The sequence below is a fragment of the Roseburia sp. 1XD42-34 genome (assembly GCF_009917385.1).
Lineage (GTDB): Bacteria > Bacillota > Bacilli > Bacillales > Amphibacillaceae > Virgibacillus.
In genome coordinates, this window is the sequence record NZ_QWLJ01000037.1 from 19,808 (window position 1) to 36,576 (window position 16,769).

The following is a 16,769-nucleotide window of genomic DNA, read 5'->3' on the forward strand; positions in this document are numbered from 1 at the left end:
GGAGTTTTACTTGGTATACTAATTATTTCAATGATTTTCAAAGTAGACAGATCGATAAGAAATGAGCTGTCTACTTTGAAGAATGTTATCTGTATTTTATAGATGAAAACAAGTAGCATTTGTCTTTGGATTTTATCTGTTGGTATAAGTCATCCTATTCTGGTGCTCTTACTCATTATTAAAGCTATCAATCAGCATTTTGGCAAGGATTTTTCCAGCTGTCTTTGGAGCTGTTTTTCCTGGTAAACCGAGTGCATGAATAGCTTTTATATTATGCTGTTTCGCACAAGCAATGTCTACGCCTCCAGGTTTTGAGGCAAGGTCAATAACTACAGTAGAAGGGGACATATTACCAATTAGGTTCTCATCGATTATTAGTTTTGGAATCGTATTTATACAAATTGCTATGTCACCAATAACCGTAATGAGTTGGTCGGTTTTGATTGGAGTTAGTCCCATTTCGGTAATCCTAGCAAGGTCGGCGTTATTTCTGGCTGCTACATGTACATGAGCGCCAACAGCATGAAAAAGTCGCGCTACTGTTTTTCCTACTCTTCCAAAACCTAAAACACATACATTACTGTTATGGATGGTCTCCTCTGTTGCTTCAATCGCTAACTTCAATGCTCCTTCTGCAGTTGGAATCGAATTATAAATGGCGACGTCGTCACGATCAAATAACCGCACTATTTTTCGATTTGCAGCTGTGCATATTTCTCGTAAATAATCGTTCGCATTACCCGTATAGATCGTGCAGTGATTCGGTGTGCAGGAAAGGATTTGTTCTGTAAGAAAAAGCGACTCATCCGCATAGGTGATTTCTACCTTTCCTTTTTCATCTGTCCCTGCAACTGGCAATATGATCGCATCCATCATAGAAAGATTGGTATGCGCTAATTCGGTATGTTTAACATTGTGTTTTTTAAATGACAGGTGCTGGAAGCCGATTAAATAAAGCTGATTACCCGTATTAGCCAATAATTCTATTACATGTAAATATCTGGCGTCGCCGCCGATAATGAGTATATGACGCATGTTCATATGATGGTCTCCTTTTTGTAGAAGGTATATAGGAGGCTATTAGATAAACCATATTAGTATAGAAAGGCCCTAATTTATTTTACAATAAATTGCATCCACTGTATCCATTGTATGATAAAAAAAGATAATTATTCCAGTATATGTTCAAAACATACTCGTATTGATGAATAAGCTATTGATTATTGATTATGAAAACGCTATAATAACAATATACAAAATTTCGTATTTTGAAAGGGATAAGTATGAGCAGGATTTGGGAAAGTTTATTTTCTAAAAACGGATTAGCAGCACGAGAGATTGCAAAAAAATTATTGTTATTAGAAGAAGGAGGACGCATCCCAAAGGTAAGTGACTTGGCTCAAGAGCTTGGGATTGGTAATGGAACGGTCCAAGGTGCTTTAAAGGTATTAGAGAAACTGCATGCTATTAAACTAGAAGCACGTGGTCATCTTGGAACTTTTTTAAGAAAAAAAGATACTATTTTACTTAAAGAGATAGCTGGTGTAGGGAAGTTGGTCGGTGCAATGCCATTACCCTATTCAGCCATGTATGAAGGATTGGCAACGGGAATCATTGAGGTATCTGACACAATCGTTAACAATATTGATTTAGTTTATATGAGAGGATCAAAACAGCGCTTAGAGTCTTTAAAAGCGAGAAGATCTGATTTTGTAGTTATGTCACAACTAGCTGCAGAAACAGAGATGGAACAGGAAGACAACCTTGAAATAATCTTGAATTTTGGGGCTAATACGTATGTTTCTACCCACCAGGTATTCTTTTCCAACAAGCAACATACCAAAATAGAGGATGGGATGCGTATAGGAATAGATTACACGTCTGTCGATCAATCTCAATTGACATTATTGGAATGTGCAGGATATACAGTTTCTTTTGTTCCAGTTAATTATATGCAGTTGTTTGATATGCTTTTAAATGAACATATAGATGCTGCTGTATGGAATGCCGATGAAAATAGATCGAAACAAACCTTTACGACAGGAGAGTTTCAATCTAGTAAAGCTTCTGCATTAGCTTTAAAGGCGTCTACAGCTGTTATTTTAGTTGAAAAAGACAGGGAAGCTGTTCATTCTGCTATCAAAGGATTAGATAAAGATAGGATACTAGAAATCCAACAAAAAGTAATAAATAAAGAGAAATTGCCTCATTATTAAATAGGTAATTCTTTTTATCATCAATATACAAAATACAGTATATTATATATAGGGGGGTATCATCTATTGAATATAAATAATCTGCAGGATAGACTACAAATTTTATTACTAGGAAAGGTCATATCCAAAGATACTTTTTATCTCACTTTGAATGCTTTTGAACGTTTATTAAAAGAATTACGTATGAAAAATCTTGAACAAGCAGAGATGTTATTTACCCATCTTCCTTCAGCATTAGAGCGAATGAAGGAAGGAGAAGAATTAGATTTACCAGTAGTTGATGAGATGGACGAGGTAAAGAACTCCTCATACTATTTATTAGCAAAGCAACAGGTTAGTTTATTAGAAGAAGAGTGGGGGGGAACTTTACCGCAAAAGGAAAAAGATTTTCTATACATACATTTTACCAATGTTATTTCATTAAATAAGGGAGGAAATAAAGCGTGAAAATTGTAATTGGTGGACAAGTGGAAAAACAAGCTATAGAGGCTTTAATCAAGGAGATTGATAGCTCGATTGAGACAGTAGTGAAATCGGATTTAGATGCAGCAATGGCAATGAAAACACAGCAGGCAGATTACTATTTAGGAGCTTGTCATACTGGAGGAGGTGGTGCACTTGCGATGGCAATCGCCATGATAGGTCGAGATAAATGTGAAACGGTTTCCATGCCGGGTAGAAAGCCGAATAAACAAGCAGTAGAAGCGGCTGTTCAAAACGGAAAAGTAGCTTTTGGATTTACAGGAGATCATTTGGAAGCAGCAATCCCTATGATTATTCACGCACTGAAAAATAAAAGTTAAAAGTTATTTAGTAGGGGGGAGTATGTGAAATGGAAATGATATTTGTTATTTTAATTGGGGCTTTAGCAGCAGTATTGGCAAATATGAATATAGCTGTATTTAATGATGGCCTACGTCCTATTGTTTCTGAACATTTAGAAGGTCGCTTAAAGCGCAGGGAGCTTGGGCTAACGGCATTTGCGATGAGCTTTGGTTTAGTAGTTGGATTTGGAATACCATTCACCATAACTGCAAGTATTATTTTAATTCATAGTATTTTACTAGGTACAGATATTATCGGTCTAATTACTCCAAAAAGTAAATGGGGTACTCCTGTTGCGGCTGTTATTGGTGGATTATATGGTTGGGGACTTTTAATAGGTTTAGAAGGTTTTGTGAAATTGTTTGAACATCTACCGGTAAACTTCCTTGAACCGATGGGAGAAGTAGGTACACCTGTCGTAGTTACATTTATGGCTTTTCCCGCATTAGCTGTTGCACTTCAATTTAGTTTAAAAAAAGGTATTCTCACGTTTCTAGTAGCAGCCTTAGTGAGGCAATTAGCTGTATTTTTAAATGAAAGCGGTTTATTTGTTATAGGTGAAAATGTGATAACGCTTAACCAAGAAGGGATGGCATTAATTGCTGGAATGATTTTCTTATTCAGCTTTGCAATGAAGAAGAAGGAAAGTGAAGCTGCTACAGTGGATTTAGTATCTATCTTTAGCGATAAAGTAAGCTCTATAAAGAAAAATGTTGTTTTCTTTATGCTAATTGGTGCCCTAATTGCTGGCGCTACTAATCTGTTATTAATGGCGGGTGACCCTATTTCGTTAAATTTATTAGCTGAAGGAAAACAAACAGACGCTGGAATAGCAGCTGCCGCTAGAGCAATTGGGTTTATTCCACTTGTCGCTTCAACAGCAATAGCTACTGGCGTTTATAGTCCAGTTGGTTTTACGTTAATTTTTGTAGCAGGTCTATTTTCTCCGAATGTTTGGATAGCAGTTCTCGTTGGTGCTATTGTTATCTTTTTGGAAGTAATGTTACTCAATTCTATTGCAAAGTTTCTTGATAAATATCCTGGGGTTAGAAATTCAGGAGAGAATATACGCAGTGCTATGACTAAATTATTAGAAGTAGCACTTTTGATTGGTGGAGCAAACGCTTCAAATATGATTGCTCCTGGATTTGGCTTCTTCTTTATTGCAGGATTTTACTTATTAAATGAAGCAGCTGGGCGGCCAATTGTCCGGATGGCAGTGGGACCAGTAGGGGCGATTGCTGTAGGTGTTATAGCTAATATTTTAGTTCTACTGGGGGTTATGTCTATCCCTCAATAGTCCATAGGAGGTCATTCTGCAATGATACAGACAGTAAGAGGGAAAGTAAAACCGGAGGAATTCGGGATTTGTGCAGCTCATGAGCATCTATCTATTGATTTATCACGAATTAAAGGGGATCCGGATACCATTTTAGATGATGAGCAAGGAATGATAGATGAATTAACTCATTTTTATAAAGCTGGGGGCTGTGCCTTAATTGAGCTTACGAATGAAGGAATGGGTAGAAACGTTGAGAGATTGGTGCGCTTAAGTGGAAAGACTTCTGTGCATATCGTTACATGTACGGGATTTTATAAAGATCCATTTATACCTGAATTTGCGGCGGAATGGGATAGAGAACAGTTTGCAGAGCATTTCGTAAAGGAAAGTCAGGAGGGGGTAGATAATACCAAGATTCTTCCAGGAGTTATTGGAGAGATAGGTACAAGTGTTGATGAGATAAAGCCGATTGAAAAGGAATTAATCATGGGTGCAGCGATTGCTGCTGTCGAGACTGGTTTACCTATTTCAACGCATACATCTCTAGGCACTTTAGGAAGTGAGCAAGTAGATATGCTGATTGGGAGTGGAGTAGATACGGATCAAATCATTATTGGGCACCAGGATTTAAATTCGAATAAAGCAGAAGTTCTTGATGTACTTCAGTCAGGCGTTTATATCGGTTTTGATACGATCGGAAAAAATAATTATCGCCCTGATGAAGAGAGGATTGAATTTTTACTTGATTTTATAGAACGAGGATATCATAGGCAAATATTGTTATCGGCTGATTTGACAAGGAAGTCCCATTGGAAGAAATACGGAGGTCCTGGTTATGATTTAGTGCTCCATCATTTTATTCCTACATTACGTACCAGAAGAGTTTCTAATGAAATAATTCATGATTTGCTAGTAACAAATCCTGCTAGCGCATTCTCTATAAAGGAGCAAAACAGATGATTTATAATCCCTCTTCGTTAAAATATGCTTCTTCTGTACTTCCTGTATTAACTGTAGAAGAGGCGAAACAATTACAATTTAAACTTACTGATCACATGAGCAAAGTGTTCACAGGTCAACAGTTTTTATCATTGGGCGATTTGGGTATAACCCCTAATTGTAAAAGACCTGAACAAACAAAAAGGGTAGAACAGGTTATCGCTAACTTCTTTCATGCTGATAAAACAGCTCTTGTAAGAGGAGCTGGCACAGGAGCAATTCGGACAATATTAAGTACTTTACTTAAAACAGGCGATTCTATGTTTATTCATACAGCTCCTGTCTATACAACAACTAAAGAAACGGTTCGTCTTTTAGGAATTCAGACAAAAGCTGTAGACTATAACGATCTTGACGCAGTTCGGGAGACAGTAATAGCTGATTTAACAAACAAATTGTTTTATATTCAGCATGCACGCCAGCAGCCGACAGACACTTACAACTTAAAAGAACTTATTCAGAATGTAAAGCGAGTAAGACCTGATATCACGATAGTTGTAGATGATAATTATTGTGCCATGAAAACAGCAGGAATTGGTATTGAATTTGGGGCCGATTATTCTACATTCTCAGGTTTTAAATTACTTGGACCCGAAGGAATCGGAGTTATAGTTGGTAAAAAAGAAGCTATTACAACCTTGCAGGAACGCAATTATTCTGGAGGCGGTCAAATACAAGGTTATGAAGCGATGGAACTGCTGCGTATGATGACATTTGCTCCAGTCTCACTTGCTATTCAAAATGAGCAAGTAGAAGAACTGTGTAAGCAATTAAACGAAGGAACTGTTAAAGGGGTAGCGTCTGCGTATATGACAAATGCACAATCGAAGAACGTTATTGTTGAACTAGATTCTCCAATTGCGCTTGAGGTGATCCAGCGAAGCAATGCACTTGGGGCTGCGACACACCCTGTTGGTGCAGAATCGAAATATGAAATTCTTCCAATGATTTATCGCGTTTCGGGAAGCTTCCTTGAAGCCCAGCCATATTTAAAGCAGTATGGATTACGAATTAATCCGATGAAATCTAGTGCAGCTACTGTTGTTCAAATTCTTAATCAAGCCATACAATCAAATAACTAGCCACTATTAAAGGGGGGAGGCAGCTATGTTTTTGCAGAGGACAATAGAAAGAAACCCAAAGTTAATTGCAACGAGTGTTACGCTTCATCAAACTGGAGAAATCCCTCCAAATACGTATGTGATCGATGTAGATGCGCTAATAGGAAATACGATACAGTTATCTCGTACGGCTAAAGCTCATGGAATGGAATTGTACTTTATGAGTAAGCAGCTAGGAAGGTTACCAAAATTGGCCAGATATATGGTAGCGAATGGGATAGATAAGGCAGTAGCCGTTGATTTTGATGAAGGAAAACTGTTGGCAGACCATGGGGTTCGGATTGGAAACATCGGGCATTTAGTGCAGCCTGGAAAGCATCAGTGGCAAGAGGTTCTTAGTTGGAAGCCGGAGGTCGTTACTGTTTTTTCATATCTTCGTGCGAAACAAGTATCTGATGCAGCTCAAAAAATAAATAGAAAACAAGACATTCTATTAAAAGTAGTTGGTCCTCATGATTATATTCATGAGGCACAAGAAGGAGGAATTGAGCTATCTCTACTAAACCGTGAATTGGATTTAATTCTTCGTTTACCAGGAGTTCGTGTCGTTGGAGTTACTACGTTTCCAATTTTGAAATTGGCTGATGATAGAAAACAGATGGTGCCGACGGAAAACTTAACTACTCTTTTAAAAGGCAAACAAATGCTGGAAACAAAAGGTGTAAATGTCTTACAAGTAAATGGACCAGGTGGGACGAGCAGTGAAACAATCCCTTATTTAGTAAAGCAAGGTGTCACTCATGGCGAGCCTGGTCATGGATTGACAGGCACGACACCGCTGCAGGCGTATCAGTCTTTATCTGAATTGCCGGCAATGGTCTATGTCACGGAAGTGTCTCACGAGACAAGCAAACATTATCACGTGATTGCAGGTGGATTTTACGGCAGATCTAATATGAAAAGCTGCATTGTCGGTCATGATTCTGTCACCATTTTGCAAAAATATGTAGCTACAAAACCGAATAGTCCTGAGGTTATTGATTATTACGGTGCAATTAAAAAGCCAAAGCAATTCAAAATACAGATAGGAGATACAGCCATTTTTGCATTTCGAACGCAAATATTTGTAACAAGAGCACATGTGGCACTAGTAGAAGGAATTCAATCCGGATTACCGAGGCTTGTGCATCTTGAAAGGAAGTGGTGAATAAATGGCAAAATTAACATTGTTTGTCATTGATAGTTTTGGCATTGGAGCAATGGACGATTGTGCAGAGTATAATATTGCTGATTGTTCTGCTAATACGTACAAGCATATCCGAGATGTAAAGCAAGCGGAATTACAAATTCCATTGATGTATAACGCAGGGTTAGGTACGTTAGTGGATGGAATCAAAATCCCTTCCAACGCTTATGGCTGTGCGAAGCTTGCGCATCATGGTGCAGATACGTATTTAGGACACCAAGAAATAGTAGGAAGCTGTCCCAAAAAATCCAATAAACGTTTAATAAAGGACATTCATGTTGGTTTAAAGCTGGCTTTAGAAGCAGCTGGGTATACGGTTACGTATCCAATTGTCGGTTGTCCAGTTTTATTAATTAATGAGGCAGCTGTAGTGGCCGACAATTTAGAATCTGTTTATGGTAACATCATTAATGTGACAGCGGATTTGAAAAAAATGCCGTTTCCTATGGTAAAGCAATTAGGACGAGTAGTTAGACAACATGTGGATACTTCTAGGGTTATAGCATTCGGTGGACCGTATACTTCCATAGAGCATATTTTATCTTGTGTAATAGAAAAACAAATTGGTCAATGGGGCGTTGATACACCAAAAGCAAAAGTTTATGGTAAGGGTTATAATGTTTATCATATGGGATATGGTGTAGAAATGGACAAGCAATTTCCTATGATTGCTGCTAAGCATGGCTTGAAGGTTTATCGTTTAGGAAAAACAGCCGATGTTTTACATGGAGAAGGTCCTGCTAATCCAATTGTGAATACGTCGAAGTTACTGGAAAGCGTAAGCGACAACTACGTAACAGAACAAGGTGAGGCAGCTTTTTTAATTAATATTCAAGAAACAGATTTAGCTGGACATTCTCAAAATGTAGACTGGTATTGCCAATTATTAAATGAAGTTGACCGGTGGCTGTCTAATATTTTCTTACCCATGATGGCTAAGGAGGATATATTAATCGTTATGGCTGATCATGGAAATGATCCAACGATAGGTCATGCTAATCATACGAGAGAATATGTACCTATTTTAATTTTGGGTGAAAAAGTAAATAGCATAAATATAGGCCTTCGTGAAACAATGGCTGATGTCGGGGCCACTATATGTGATTTTTTTCACTTACCTTCCACAGCAGAGGGGAAAAGTTTTTTAGCAGACATTTTAAATGAATAGGTAAGAGTTAGTGTCCTTCCGTTGGCATTTTAAGAGAATACGTTTTCTTATTAAATAAAAACGACTAAATATTCTGTTGTTGGAGCTAATGTAGTAGGATGGATGAGCGATCTTATTGTTTGATGTAAGGGGTTTTTTGGTTATTTATAATGTAATTAAGTATAACATTAGGACTTGAGTATAAGGAAGTAACCGGATAGCCACGTCCGGCTCCAGCACCCAGCAACTAGGCGACTTCACGAACTGCTTCCGATAAGTCCTCATTGGTTGTAGCTAAGAGGAAGGCCGACTAAAAACGGGCTTGCCGCTCAGGCGTCGTCATACTCCTGTTGCAGGAGCATGATTCCTAAAACTTTAGTTGCTTCGTTCCAGTGCTACGTTGCTAAACGGGCGCTCTGCGCCTTTGTTCTCATGTTTTACAGGGTTATTTTGTGGTACATTACTTTATAGATGAAGAGAAGCAAGTCTAATTCATCAGGGGAATTTTATTTTAAAAGGAGATGTTTTTAATCATGCCCAAGGTGAGTTTAGGAAAATCAGATATCTCTGTCTATCCAATCGGATTAGGAACGAACGCCGTCGGTGGTCATAATATTTATCCTAATATGCTCGATGAAGAACAAGGAAAGAATGTCGTTCGTACTGCATTGGAACAAGGAATTAATCTGTTGGACACAGCGTTTATTTATGGGCCGGAGCGGTCCGAAGAATTAATCGGAGAAGTGATGAAAGAATATCAGCGTGAAGATATCGTGCTTGCGACCAAAGGCGCGCATAAATTTGTTGGTGACGAAGTAGTAATAGATAATTCTCCTGCTTTTTTGAAGCAGTCCGTAGAAGATAGTCTTCGTCGCTTACAAACAGACTATATCGATCTATACTATATTCATTTTCCGGATAAAGATACACCAAAAGATGAAGCTGTTGGTGCATTAAAAGAATTAAAGGATGAAGGGAAAATTCGTTCTATCGGTGTGTCGAATTTCACATTGGAACAATTGAAAGAAGCGAATAAGGATGGATATGTTGACGTACTGCAAACAGAATATAATTTACTAAAGCGTGAAGCAGAAACTAGTTTTTTCCCTTATACGAAAAAAGAAAAAATTACGTTTATTCCTTACTTTCCACTGGAATCAGGATTACTTGCTGGAAAATATGATAAGCATCAAACATTTACGGATTTACGGGCTGAAAACCCGAATTTTCAAGGTGAAAAATTCCACGAAAATCTTGCAAAAGTAGCAAAATTAAAGCCAATAGCTGAGAAATATAACGAGGAAATTGCTCATCTTGTTTTAGCTTGGTATTTTACTCGTCCTTCTGTCGATGTGCTTATTCCTGGAGCCAAGCTGGCAGAACAGGTAGTTAGCAACAAACGGGCTGCTGCGATTATTCTTGCAGAAGAAGATATGCAGCTGATTAACGATATTTTTGCCTAAGTTTGTATTTGTTCCGTGAGACGTAAAACCTCACGGAACAGCTTGTTGTTTGCATATTCTCTAAATGGACCCCCTTCTACGCATAGTGCCCACCGATTTTTTTGCTTCTTTCGATCGTAATACCTGCATCTGTATAGCTGCTCGCACGGAGAAGCGAAGTAGCGCCATATTTCGCACGGATGGCATCCATCGTGTAACCAATATCATCTTTTTTGGCACGATCTTCAAATAAACTCAATTGCGTTGTTTGTTTTCCGTATAAATGAGTTAATGTCACGTACACGCGGCGAATACTGCTAATGCCATCGTAAAAGCGAAAAAATAAATCCATACAAACATGATACATATCCATCGTAACATTGGTGGGAATAGAAACAGAGGCAGAGCGGGAGAATCCACCACCAGTTTCTTTGGAATAGCTGATACCAAGCTGAATGGTTTTTCCAGCCATATGAGCGGTTCTTGCCCTCCGGCACACTTCCTCACAAAGATCCAGTATACAAACATGGACTTCTTCTTTTGAATAGTCACGCAATAATAAAATACCATGACCAAACCCTTTTTGCTCCGTTTTGATAAAATTTCCGATTACAGGGCTTAAATCGATTCCCCATGCATGCCAGTATAGTTGCTCTCCCATGACGCCAAATCGTTTTCGCAGGTGTTGCAAGTCAAAGCAAGCGAGCTGACCAAGTGTTATAATTCCCATTCGCTGGAGGTTTTTTTTCATCCTGTTTCCAACTCCCCAAATCATTTCTACTGGAAAAGGCCACAGTTTTTGTGGTACATCTTCATAGGTGCATTCAGCAACCCCTTGTTTTTTTGCATGCAGATCCATCACGACTTTGGCGAGGAATTTATTATCACCAATACCAATGGAACATGTTATCCCAAAGCATTCGAGAATATCGTTTTTTATACGTTCAGCTATTTCTAGCCGGTTTCCAAACCTTCTTTTGAGTCCGTTAACGGTGACCCAAACTTCATCTACGGAATATGGATGGATGGCTTCTTTAGGGACGTATTGATAAAGTAACTTGGTTATTTCAGTGGATACTTTTAAATAGTCAGCCATATGTGCAGGAACAATATGCAGGTTTGGATCATTCGGCAGTTCAAAGAAACGACTCACATTGCTAATCCCGTATTTTTTCTTTAGCGCAGGAGAAGCAGCAAGTACGATACTACCGGATCTGCTTGGATCTCCTACAACGGCAAGCAATGCTTTCATTGGATCTAAATGCAATTTAACTGCCTCCACACTGGCATAAAAAGAGCGCATATCGATACATAGAATATCATTACGTGGATAGAGGGAACAATCCATCATTCAACCTCCTCATCAAAAGAACGTACGTTCTTATTATATGCAGATCGCAATTATTTTACTAGTGCCATTTTCTTCCTAAAGATACGAAGGTGTTCAAGGATAAGAAAGTATAAAATGGCGTGCTTATGGATAGCGAAATAACCGAAGCCTCACGTCCAGCCCAGCAACGACGCGACTTTAGAAATCGCCCTACGATAAGGCCTCATCGGTTCGTCTCTAAGAGGAAGGTCGACTAAAAACGGGCCTGCCGTCCAAACGTCGGCATCCCCCTGTTTTAGTGGCATGATTCCTTTATCCCGTAAAAAGGCGTTGTAGACTCCCACGGTCTAAGAATGGAAGATGTGAGCGGAACAAGTCGAAGCGGGAGGTAATAGCAACTCAATTCCCTATTTCGTAAGAGGCCTTTAGGTCATACCATTATGGTACTAACCATCAGCGGGGGTTTCTTTATCCCTGCTGATGGAAGGTTCACCTTATCCTTCGTTGATTCGTTTCATTCGATATGTTGTTAAACGGGCGCTTGCGCCTTTATTCGTGAGTCTGGTACATATCTTAAAAGGCATACAGATTCCTTTGGTGATATGCTACTTTAGTATTTAGAGATAATTTGCTACTGGTGTTTAGGTTTTCCTATGAAAAAACCGTAAAACTTCTGCATAAAAAGGATTATTACTTAACTATATGGAATTAGTTTATAACGATAAGCATGATACAACTATCCTGAATGGGAGTAAAAAGGCTCGAGGAGGCGTGCTGGATGAAAGAGATAATAGAAACGTATATAACCAAAGAACCGAGATTACGAGGAGCGTTGATAGGTATTAGCATAAGAGAAGCGGATACCGGAAAAGTTGTTTACGAACATATGGGTGATATCAGGTTTCATCCGGCTTCCAATATGAAGCTACTAACAGCTGTTGCAGGTTTAAACGTTTTAGGAGAGAAGTATCGCTTCACCACTGAATTAAATACCGACGGAGTAATAGAAAATGGAATTCTAAAAGGAAATCTGTATATTGTTGGTAAAGGTGACCCGACTTTATTACCAGAAACCTACCATCTATTTGCTCGCCGGTTAAACCAACTAGGAATTGGATATATTGCAGGAGACATTATTGGCGACGATACATGGTATGATGCCGTTCGACTTTCGCAGGATATCATTTGGAGTGATGAGACCTATCATTATGCAGCACAAATCGCAGCATTAACAGTTTCACCAGATAAACAATATGACGCGGGTAGTGTTTATGTAAAAATAAGCCCTCGAAAACATGGGGAGCCAGCAAATGTAACCATATTTCCAAAAACGGATTATGTTACGCTTGTCAATAAGATAAAGACAGGCGAAGAAGAAAATATTGTGATTGAAAGAGAGTATGGAGGAAATAAAATACATTTATCTGGAGAAATATCAGAGAACGGTGGGGAAGTGGAGGAATGGATAGCAGTATGGGAACCAACAGATTATGCGTTACATATTTTTCAAACTGCACTAAAGCATCAGAGTATCGTATGGGAAGGAACTGTGTATCGAGGACAAGCTCCGCGGCGATTAACATGCTTGTATAAACACCATTCTATTCCGCTAAACAAGCTGGTTATTCCGCTTATGAAAAATAGTAACAATACGATTGCAGAAATAATTATCAAAGAAATGGGAAAGCTCGTATATGGAGAAGGAAGCTGGGAAAACGGTTTACGAGTGTTAGAAAGGGAAATGGGTGAGATGGGGATGGAGCTTGAAACAATGGTTATTCGTGATGGTTCAGGTATATCACATATAAATGGTATCCCTGCTAACCAACTAACAAAGCTGCTATATACGATTCAAGCAGCTAATTGGTTCGATATATATATACATGCGCTACCGGTTACAGGAGCTTACGCCCCATGGATTGGCGGTACATTGCAGGAACGTATGCCTCACCTTAACATAAGAGCTAAAACAGGGACAATTCATGGTGTAAGCACTTTAGCAGGGTATATGCAAAAAAGGAATGGAAAACAGTTGATTTTTTCTATTTTAATAGACCATTTAATTGATGAAGAGGAAGGAAAAGAAATTGAAGATCGTATTTTGAATATGATAGCTAATGAAGATGTGTGAATTTTCGTGTATATCAAAGTAAAGTTTCAATGGCAGTAGACATATATCAGTTTTACCTCGCATGAAAGGTGCCGTAAGACTCCCACTTCAAAATTTTGAGTGGATACAAAAGGTCTAAGTGGGAGAAAACGGTACCTAAGTGTCCGACTCGTTCAAGGGCCTTAAGGTCATACCCTGGCGGTTACTAACATTCAGTAGGAGATGGGAAAACGTCACTGAATGAAGTTTGACTTTATTGGGCAACACGTTTTGAAAACCATTGTCACGGGAAAAGCAATAGCAATAAAAGTTAAAAAAAGGGGTTTTCAAAATGACAGCAAACCAAGTTGGCTTTGCCTTTTTGTATATAGCGGCTTTTTTGCTATTAGGAAAATGGGTACGCGTCCGTGTTTCATGGTTACAAAATTTATTTTTACCAGCTTCTATTATTGGAGGTTTTTTAGCTTTAATCCTTGGTCCACAAGTTCTTGGAAAGCTAGTAGGCATGTTTGTTTCAGAAGGTTCTTTTTGGGTGAACGGAATATTTCCAGAGTCCGTAACTGCTGTATGGAATGATTTACCGGGGTTATTAATAAACGTTGTATTTGCTTCGTTATTTCTTGGAGCGTCCATCCCTGGACTGCGAAAAATCTGGAACTATGGCGGTCCGCAATTAGCTTTTGGCTGGACCATTGGTTGGGGACAGTACGTTATCGGTATTTTATTAGCCGTCCTTGTGTTAAGCCCTGTGTTTGGCTTACCTCCATTAACTGGTGCGCTCATTGAAGTGGCGTTTGAAGGTGGACACGGGACTGCAGCTGGCTTAGCCGGAACGTTTGAAGAAATAGGATTTGCAGAAGGTTATGATTTGTCTGTCGGTCTAGCTACGATAGGGATATTGTCAGGAGTAATTGTAGGAATCATTTTAATTAATTGGGCGGTTAGAAAAGGAAAAACAAATGTGATTAAAGATGTACAAGGTTTCTCTGATTTACGGAAGCAAGGAATTATGGAATTTGAAAATCGAGATCCTGCAGCCAAAATGACGGTACGACCAGAATCAATTGAACCGCTATCTTTACATTTTGCATTGGTGGGCTTATCTGTACTGGTGGGGTATTTACTTCTACAAACGTTAATATGGCTGGAATCTATCATCATCGGTTCATTTACAGATACAACCTTTATGACCTATATTCCATTATTCCCATTAGCCATGATTGGCGGGATTTTGGTTCAACTATTTTTCAATAAAGTGGACAATGCACAAATTATAGATCGGAATATGATTAACCGTATTCAAGGCTTTGCGTTGGATATACTTATTTTAACAGCCATCGGTACAGTATCAATTGATGTCATTAGTGATTATATTGTTCCGTTTCTTTTATTAGCGACAGCCGGTATTTTATGGAACGTTTTTGGTCTTTTAGTGTTAGCACCAAGAATTATTCCTTCCTATTGGTTTGAACGAGCAATTGGAGATTTTGGACAGTCTATGGGGATCACTGCAACTGGTTTATTATTAATGCGAATTGTGGATCCTAGAAGTGAGACACCAGCATTTGAGGGGTTTGGTTATAAACAGCTTGTGTATGAGCCATTCCTTGGAGGTGGACTGGTAACAGCTCTTTCAATCCCACTTATTTATCAGTTTGGCGCGATACCATTTTTAATTTTTGCTATGATCATGAGTCTCATCGGTGCTTTAGTAGGCTTGCTATATTTTGGCAAAAGATAAACATGTAAGGGAGCGAATGGATTGACGGAATATCATCTTCTGCTATTGTTGATTATCGGCTATTTTGTTTTTTCAATGGATAAAAAACAGAATTATTTTCCTGTTCCTGTTGTACTTGTGTTACTAGGAGTTGGCTTGTCTGCAGTTCCTTTTTTTCAGGGGATTACCATAACGAAAGAAATGCTCTTTACCTTCTTTCTTCCGGCTTTATTGTTTATTTCTGCTTATCAATTTTCAACGCAAGCTTGGAGAAAAAATAAGTTTATTATTAGCAGCTTAAGCTCTATTGGATTATTTTTGCAAGTTATTATACTTGGTTTATTCATTTATGTTATTGGAAATGGGTTTCTCCCCATCTCTTTTATAGCCGCTTTATTAATAGCATCGCTATTAACACCAACCGATCCTGTTTCTGTTGTAAATATATTAAAACAAGCTTCAAGTGATAAAGAGGATGTAGCTGATATAGTAGAAGGTGAATCCATGTTAAATGATGGTACAAGCATTGTTGTGTTTACCGTTTTATTACAGATGTATAAACAGCAAGCGAGTTTTCATTGGCTAGATTTTACGCAAGAGTTTATTCTCGTTTCTTTTGGTGGAGTAGTGGTTGGTATTGCTTTTGGCTGGCTGATGAGTAAGGCTGTTCACTTTACTCATCGTCGTCAATATCAAGTTATGCTTAGTATCATTGTAGCTTACGGAAGTTTTTATTTAGGAGAAGCATTGCATGTTTCTGGAGTGTTGGCAACGGTCACGGCAGGAATGATGCTTTCTTATGAATTTGGGAAAAATATAAAAGAGGCACATTTTCGTGAATCACTTGATGGTTTTTGGGAAATTGTTGAACCAACTTTATTATCCATTATCTTTTTACTAATTGGTATTCAGGCAACAGAATATCTGGAGTTTTCTGCATGGGCGCTTGCTTTTTTCGTCTTTGTAGGTACATTGTTAGTAAGATTTATAGTTATAACCGGAATGACGCAGTTGCATCCTGCATGGAGGAAAATGATTAAGGTTAAAGATAGTGGAGTGATTACATGGGCCGGCATTAAAGGAACGATGTCTGTTGCTCTAGTACTTGGTTTGGAAGCAACATGGGGAGCAAACCATTTTATTGTCTCCTTAACTTTTGTGGTAATTATATTATCCTTTGTTGTTCAAAGTGTCGGGATCTATCCAATCATGAAGAAATTAAATAAAAAAGGAGTGTCTTCCAAACCATAGAAATAACTTTGCTTGATAAAAAAAACCCCTTGTTTTAATTTTAAACGAGGGGATAGGTTTATCTTCGTATACAAGGTGCTGCAAAAATCTCGCTTCAGAAGTTAGAAAATCTGATGGGAGACTACAGTACCTAATACCCT

General features: G+C 38.5%; 14 protein-coding genes. 12 read left to right on the top strand and 2 right to left on the bottom strand.

Annotated features, from left to right (window positions below):
- Positions 1–168: 168 nt before the first annotated feature.
- Entirely contained in the window at positions 169–1,041 is an 873-nt protein-coding gene (dpsA, locus tag D1839_RS15955) for a dipicolinate synthase subunit DpsA (protein WP_120380846.1), read from the bottom strand.
- A gap of 242 nt (positions 1,042–1,283) precedes the next feature.
- Between dpsA and yhfZ the strand changes: the two genes are divergently transcribed.
- From yhfZ to D1839_RS16000, 9 genes are all read left to right on the top strand, one after another.
- Complete coding sequence (yhfZ, locus tag D1839_RS15960) at positions 1,284–2,216, top strand: GntR family transcriptional regulator YhfZ (RefSeq protein ID WP_120380845.1); 933 nt, start codon at positions 1,284–1,286, stop codon at positions 2,214–2,216.
- 66 nt (positions 2,217–2,282) lie between these two features.
- A complete protein-coding gene (locus D1839_RS15965) occupies positions 2,283–2,663 on the top strand; it encodes a PRD domain-containing protein (protein ID WP_120380844.1) in 381 nt (126 codons plus the stop codon).
- Positions 2,660–3,019: a DUF2620 domain-containing protein gene (locus D1839_RS15970; RefSeq protein WP_120380843.1), complete on the top strand. Its 360-nt coding sequence runs from the start codon at positions 2,660–2,662 to the stop codon at positions 3,017–3,019. The genes D1839_RS15965 and D1839_RS15970 overlap by 4 nt, the downstream gene beginning before the upstream one ends.
- A 29-nt stretch (positions 3,020–3,048) precedes the next feature.
- A complete protein-coding gene (locus D1839_RS15975) occupies positions 3,049–4,341 on the top strand; it encodes a YhfT family protein (RefSeq protein WP_120380842.1) in 1,293 nt (430 codons plus the stop codon).
- A 21-nt stretch (positions 4,342–4,362) separates the two neighbouring features.
- On the top strand, positions 4,363–5,283 hold the full coding sequence (locus tag D1839_RS15980; RefSeq protein WP_120380841.1) for a phosphotriesterase family protein: 921 nt from the start codon (positions 4,363–4,365) through the stop codon (positions 5,281–5,283).
- Entirely contained in the window at positions 5,280–6,404 is a 1,125-nt protein-coding gene (locus D1839_RS15985) for an aminotransferase class V-fold PLP-dependent enzyme (RefSeq protein ID WP_120380840.1), read from the top strand. The genes D1839_RS15980 and D1839_RS15985 overlap by 4 nt, the downstream gene beginning before the upstream one ends.
- 25 nt (positions 6,405–6,429) lie before the next feature.
- Complete coding sequence (locus tag D1839_RS15990) at positions 6,430–7,590, top strand: alanine racemase (protein ID WP_120380839.1); 1,161 nt, start codon at positions 6,430–6,432, stop codon at positions 7,588–7,590.
- A 4-nt stretch (positions 7,591–7,594) separates the two neighbouring features.
- A complete protein-coding gene (locus tag D1839_RS15995; RefSeq protein WP_120380838.1) occupies positions 7,595–8,797 on the top strand; it encodes a phosphopentomutase in 1,203 nt (400 codons plus the stop codon).
- 512 nt (positions 8,798–9,309) lie between these two features.
- On the top strand, positions 9,310–10,239 hold the full coding sequence (locus tag D1839_RS16000; RefSeq protein ID WP_120380837.1) for an aldo/keto reductase: 930 nt from the start codon (positions 9,310–9,312) through the stop codon (positions 10,237–10,239).
- A 76-nt stretch (positions 10,240–10,315) separates the two neighbouring features.
- On the opposite strand, the gene D1839_RS16005 is transcribed toward D1839_RS16000, so the two are convergent.
- A complete protein-coding gene (locus D1839_RS16005) occupies positions 10,316–11,566 on the bottom strand; it encodes a DNA polymerase IV (protein WP_183030256.1) in 1,251 nt (416 codons plus the stop codon).
- A 760-nt stretch (positions 11,567–12,326) separates the two neighbouring features.
- Between D1839_RS16005 and dacB the strand changes: the two genes are divergently transcribed.
- From dacB to D1839_RS16020, 3 genes are all read left to right on the top strand, one after another.
- Complete coding sequence (gene dacB, locus D1839_RS16010; protein WP_120380835.1) at positions 12,327–13,679, top strand: D-alanyl-D-alanine carboxypeptidase/D-alanyl-D-alanine endopeptidase; 1,353 nt, start codon at positions 12,327–12,329, stop codon at positions 13,677–13,679.
- 310 nt (positions 13,680–13,989) lie between these two features.
- Positions 13,990–15,399, top strand: coding sequence for a sodium/glutamate symporter (locus tag D1839_RS16015; RefSeq protein WP_120380834.1), 1,410 nt, complete (start codon positions 13,990–13,992; stop codon positions 15,397–15,399).
- A 21-nt stretch (positions 15,400–15,420) separates the two neighbouring features.
- Positions 15,421–16,629 (top strand): cation:proton antiporter, encoded by a 1,209-nt coding sequence (locus tag D1839_RS16020; protein ID WP_120380833.1) that lies wholly within the window; start codon positions 15,421–15,423, stop codon positions 16,627–16,629.
- Positions 16,630–16,769 lie beyond the last annotated feature (140 nt).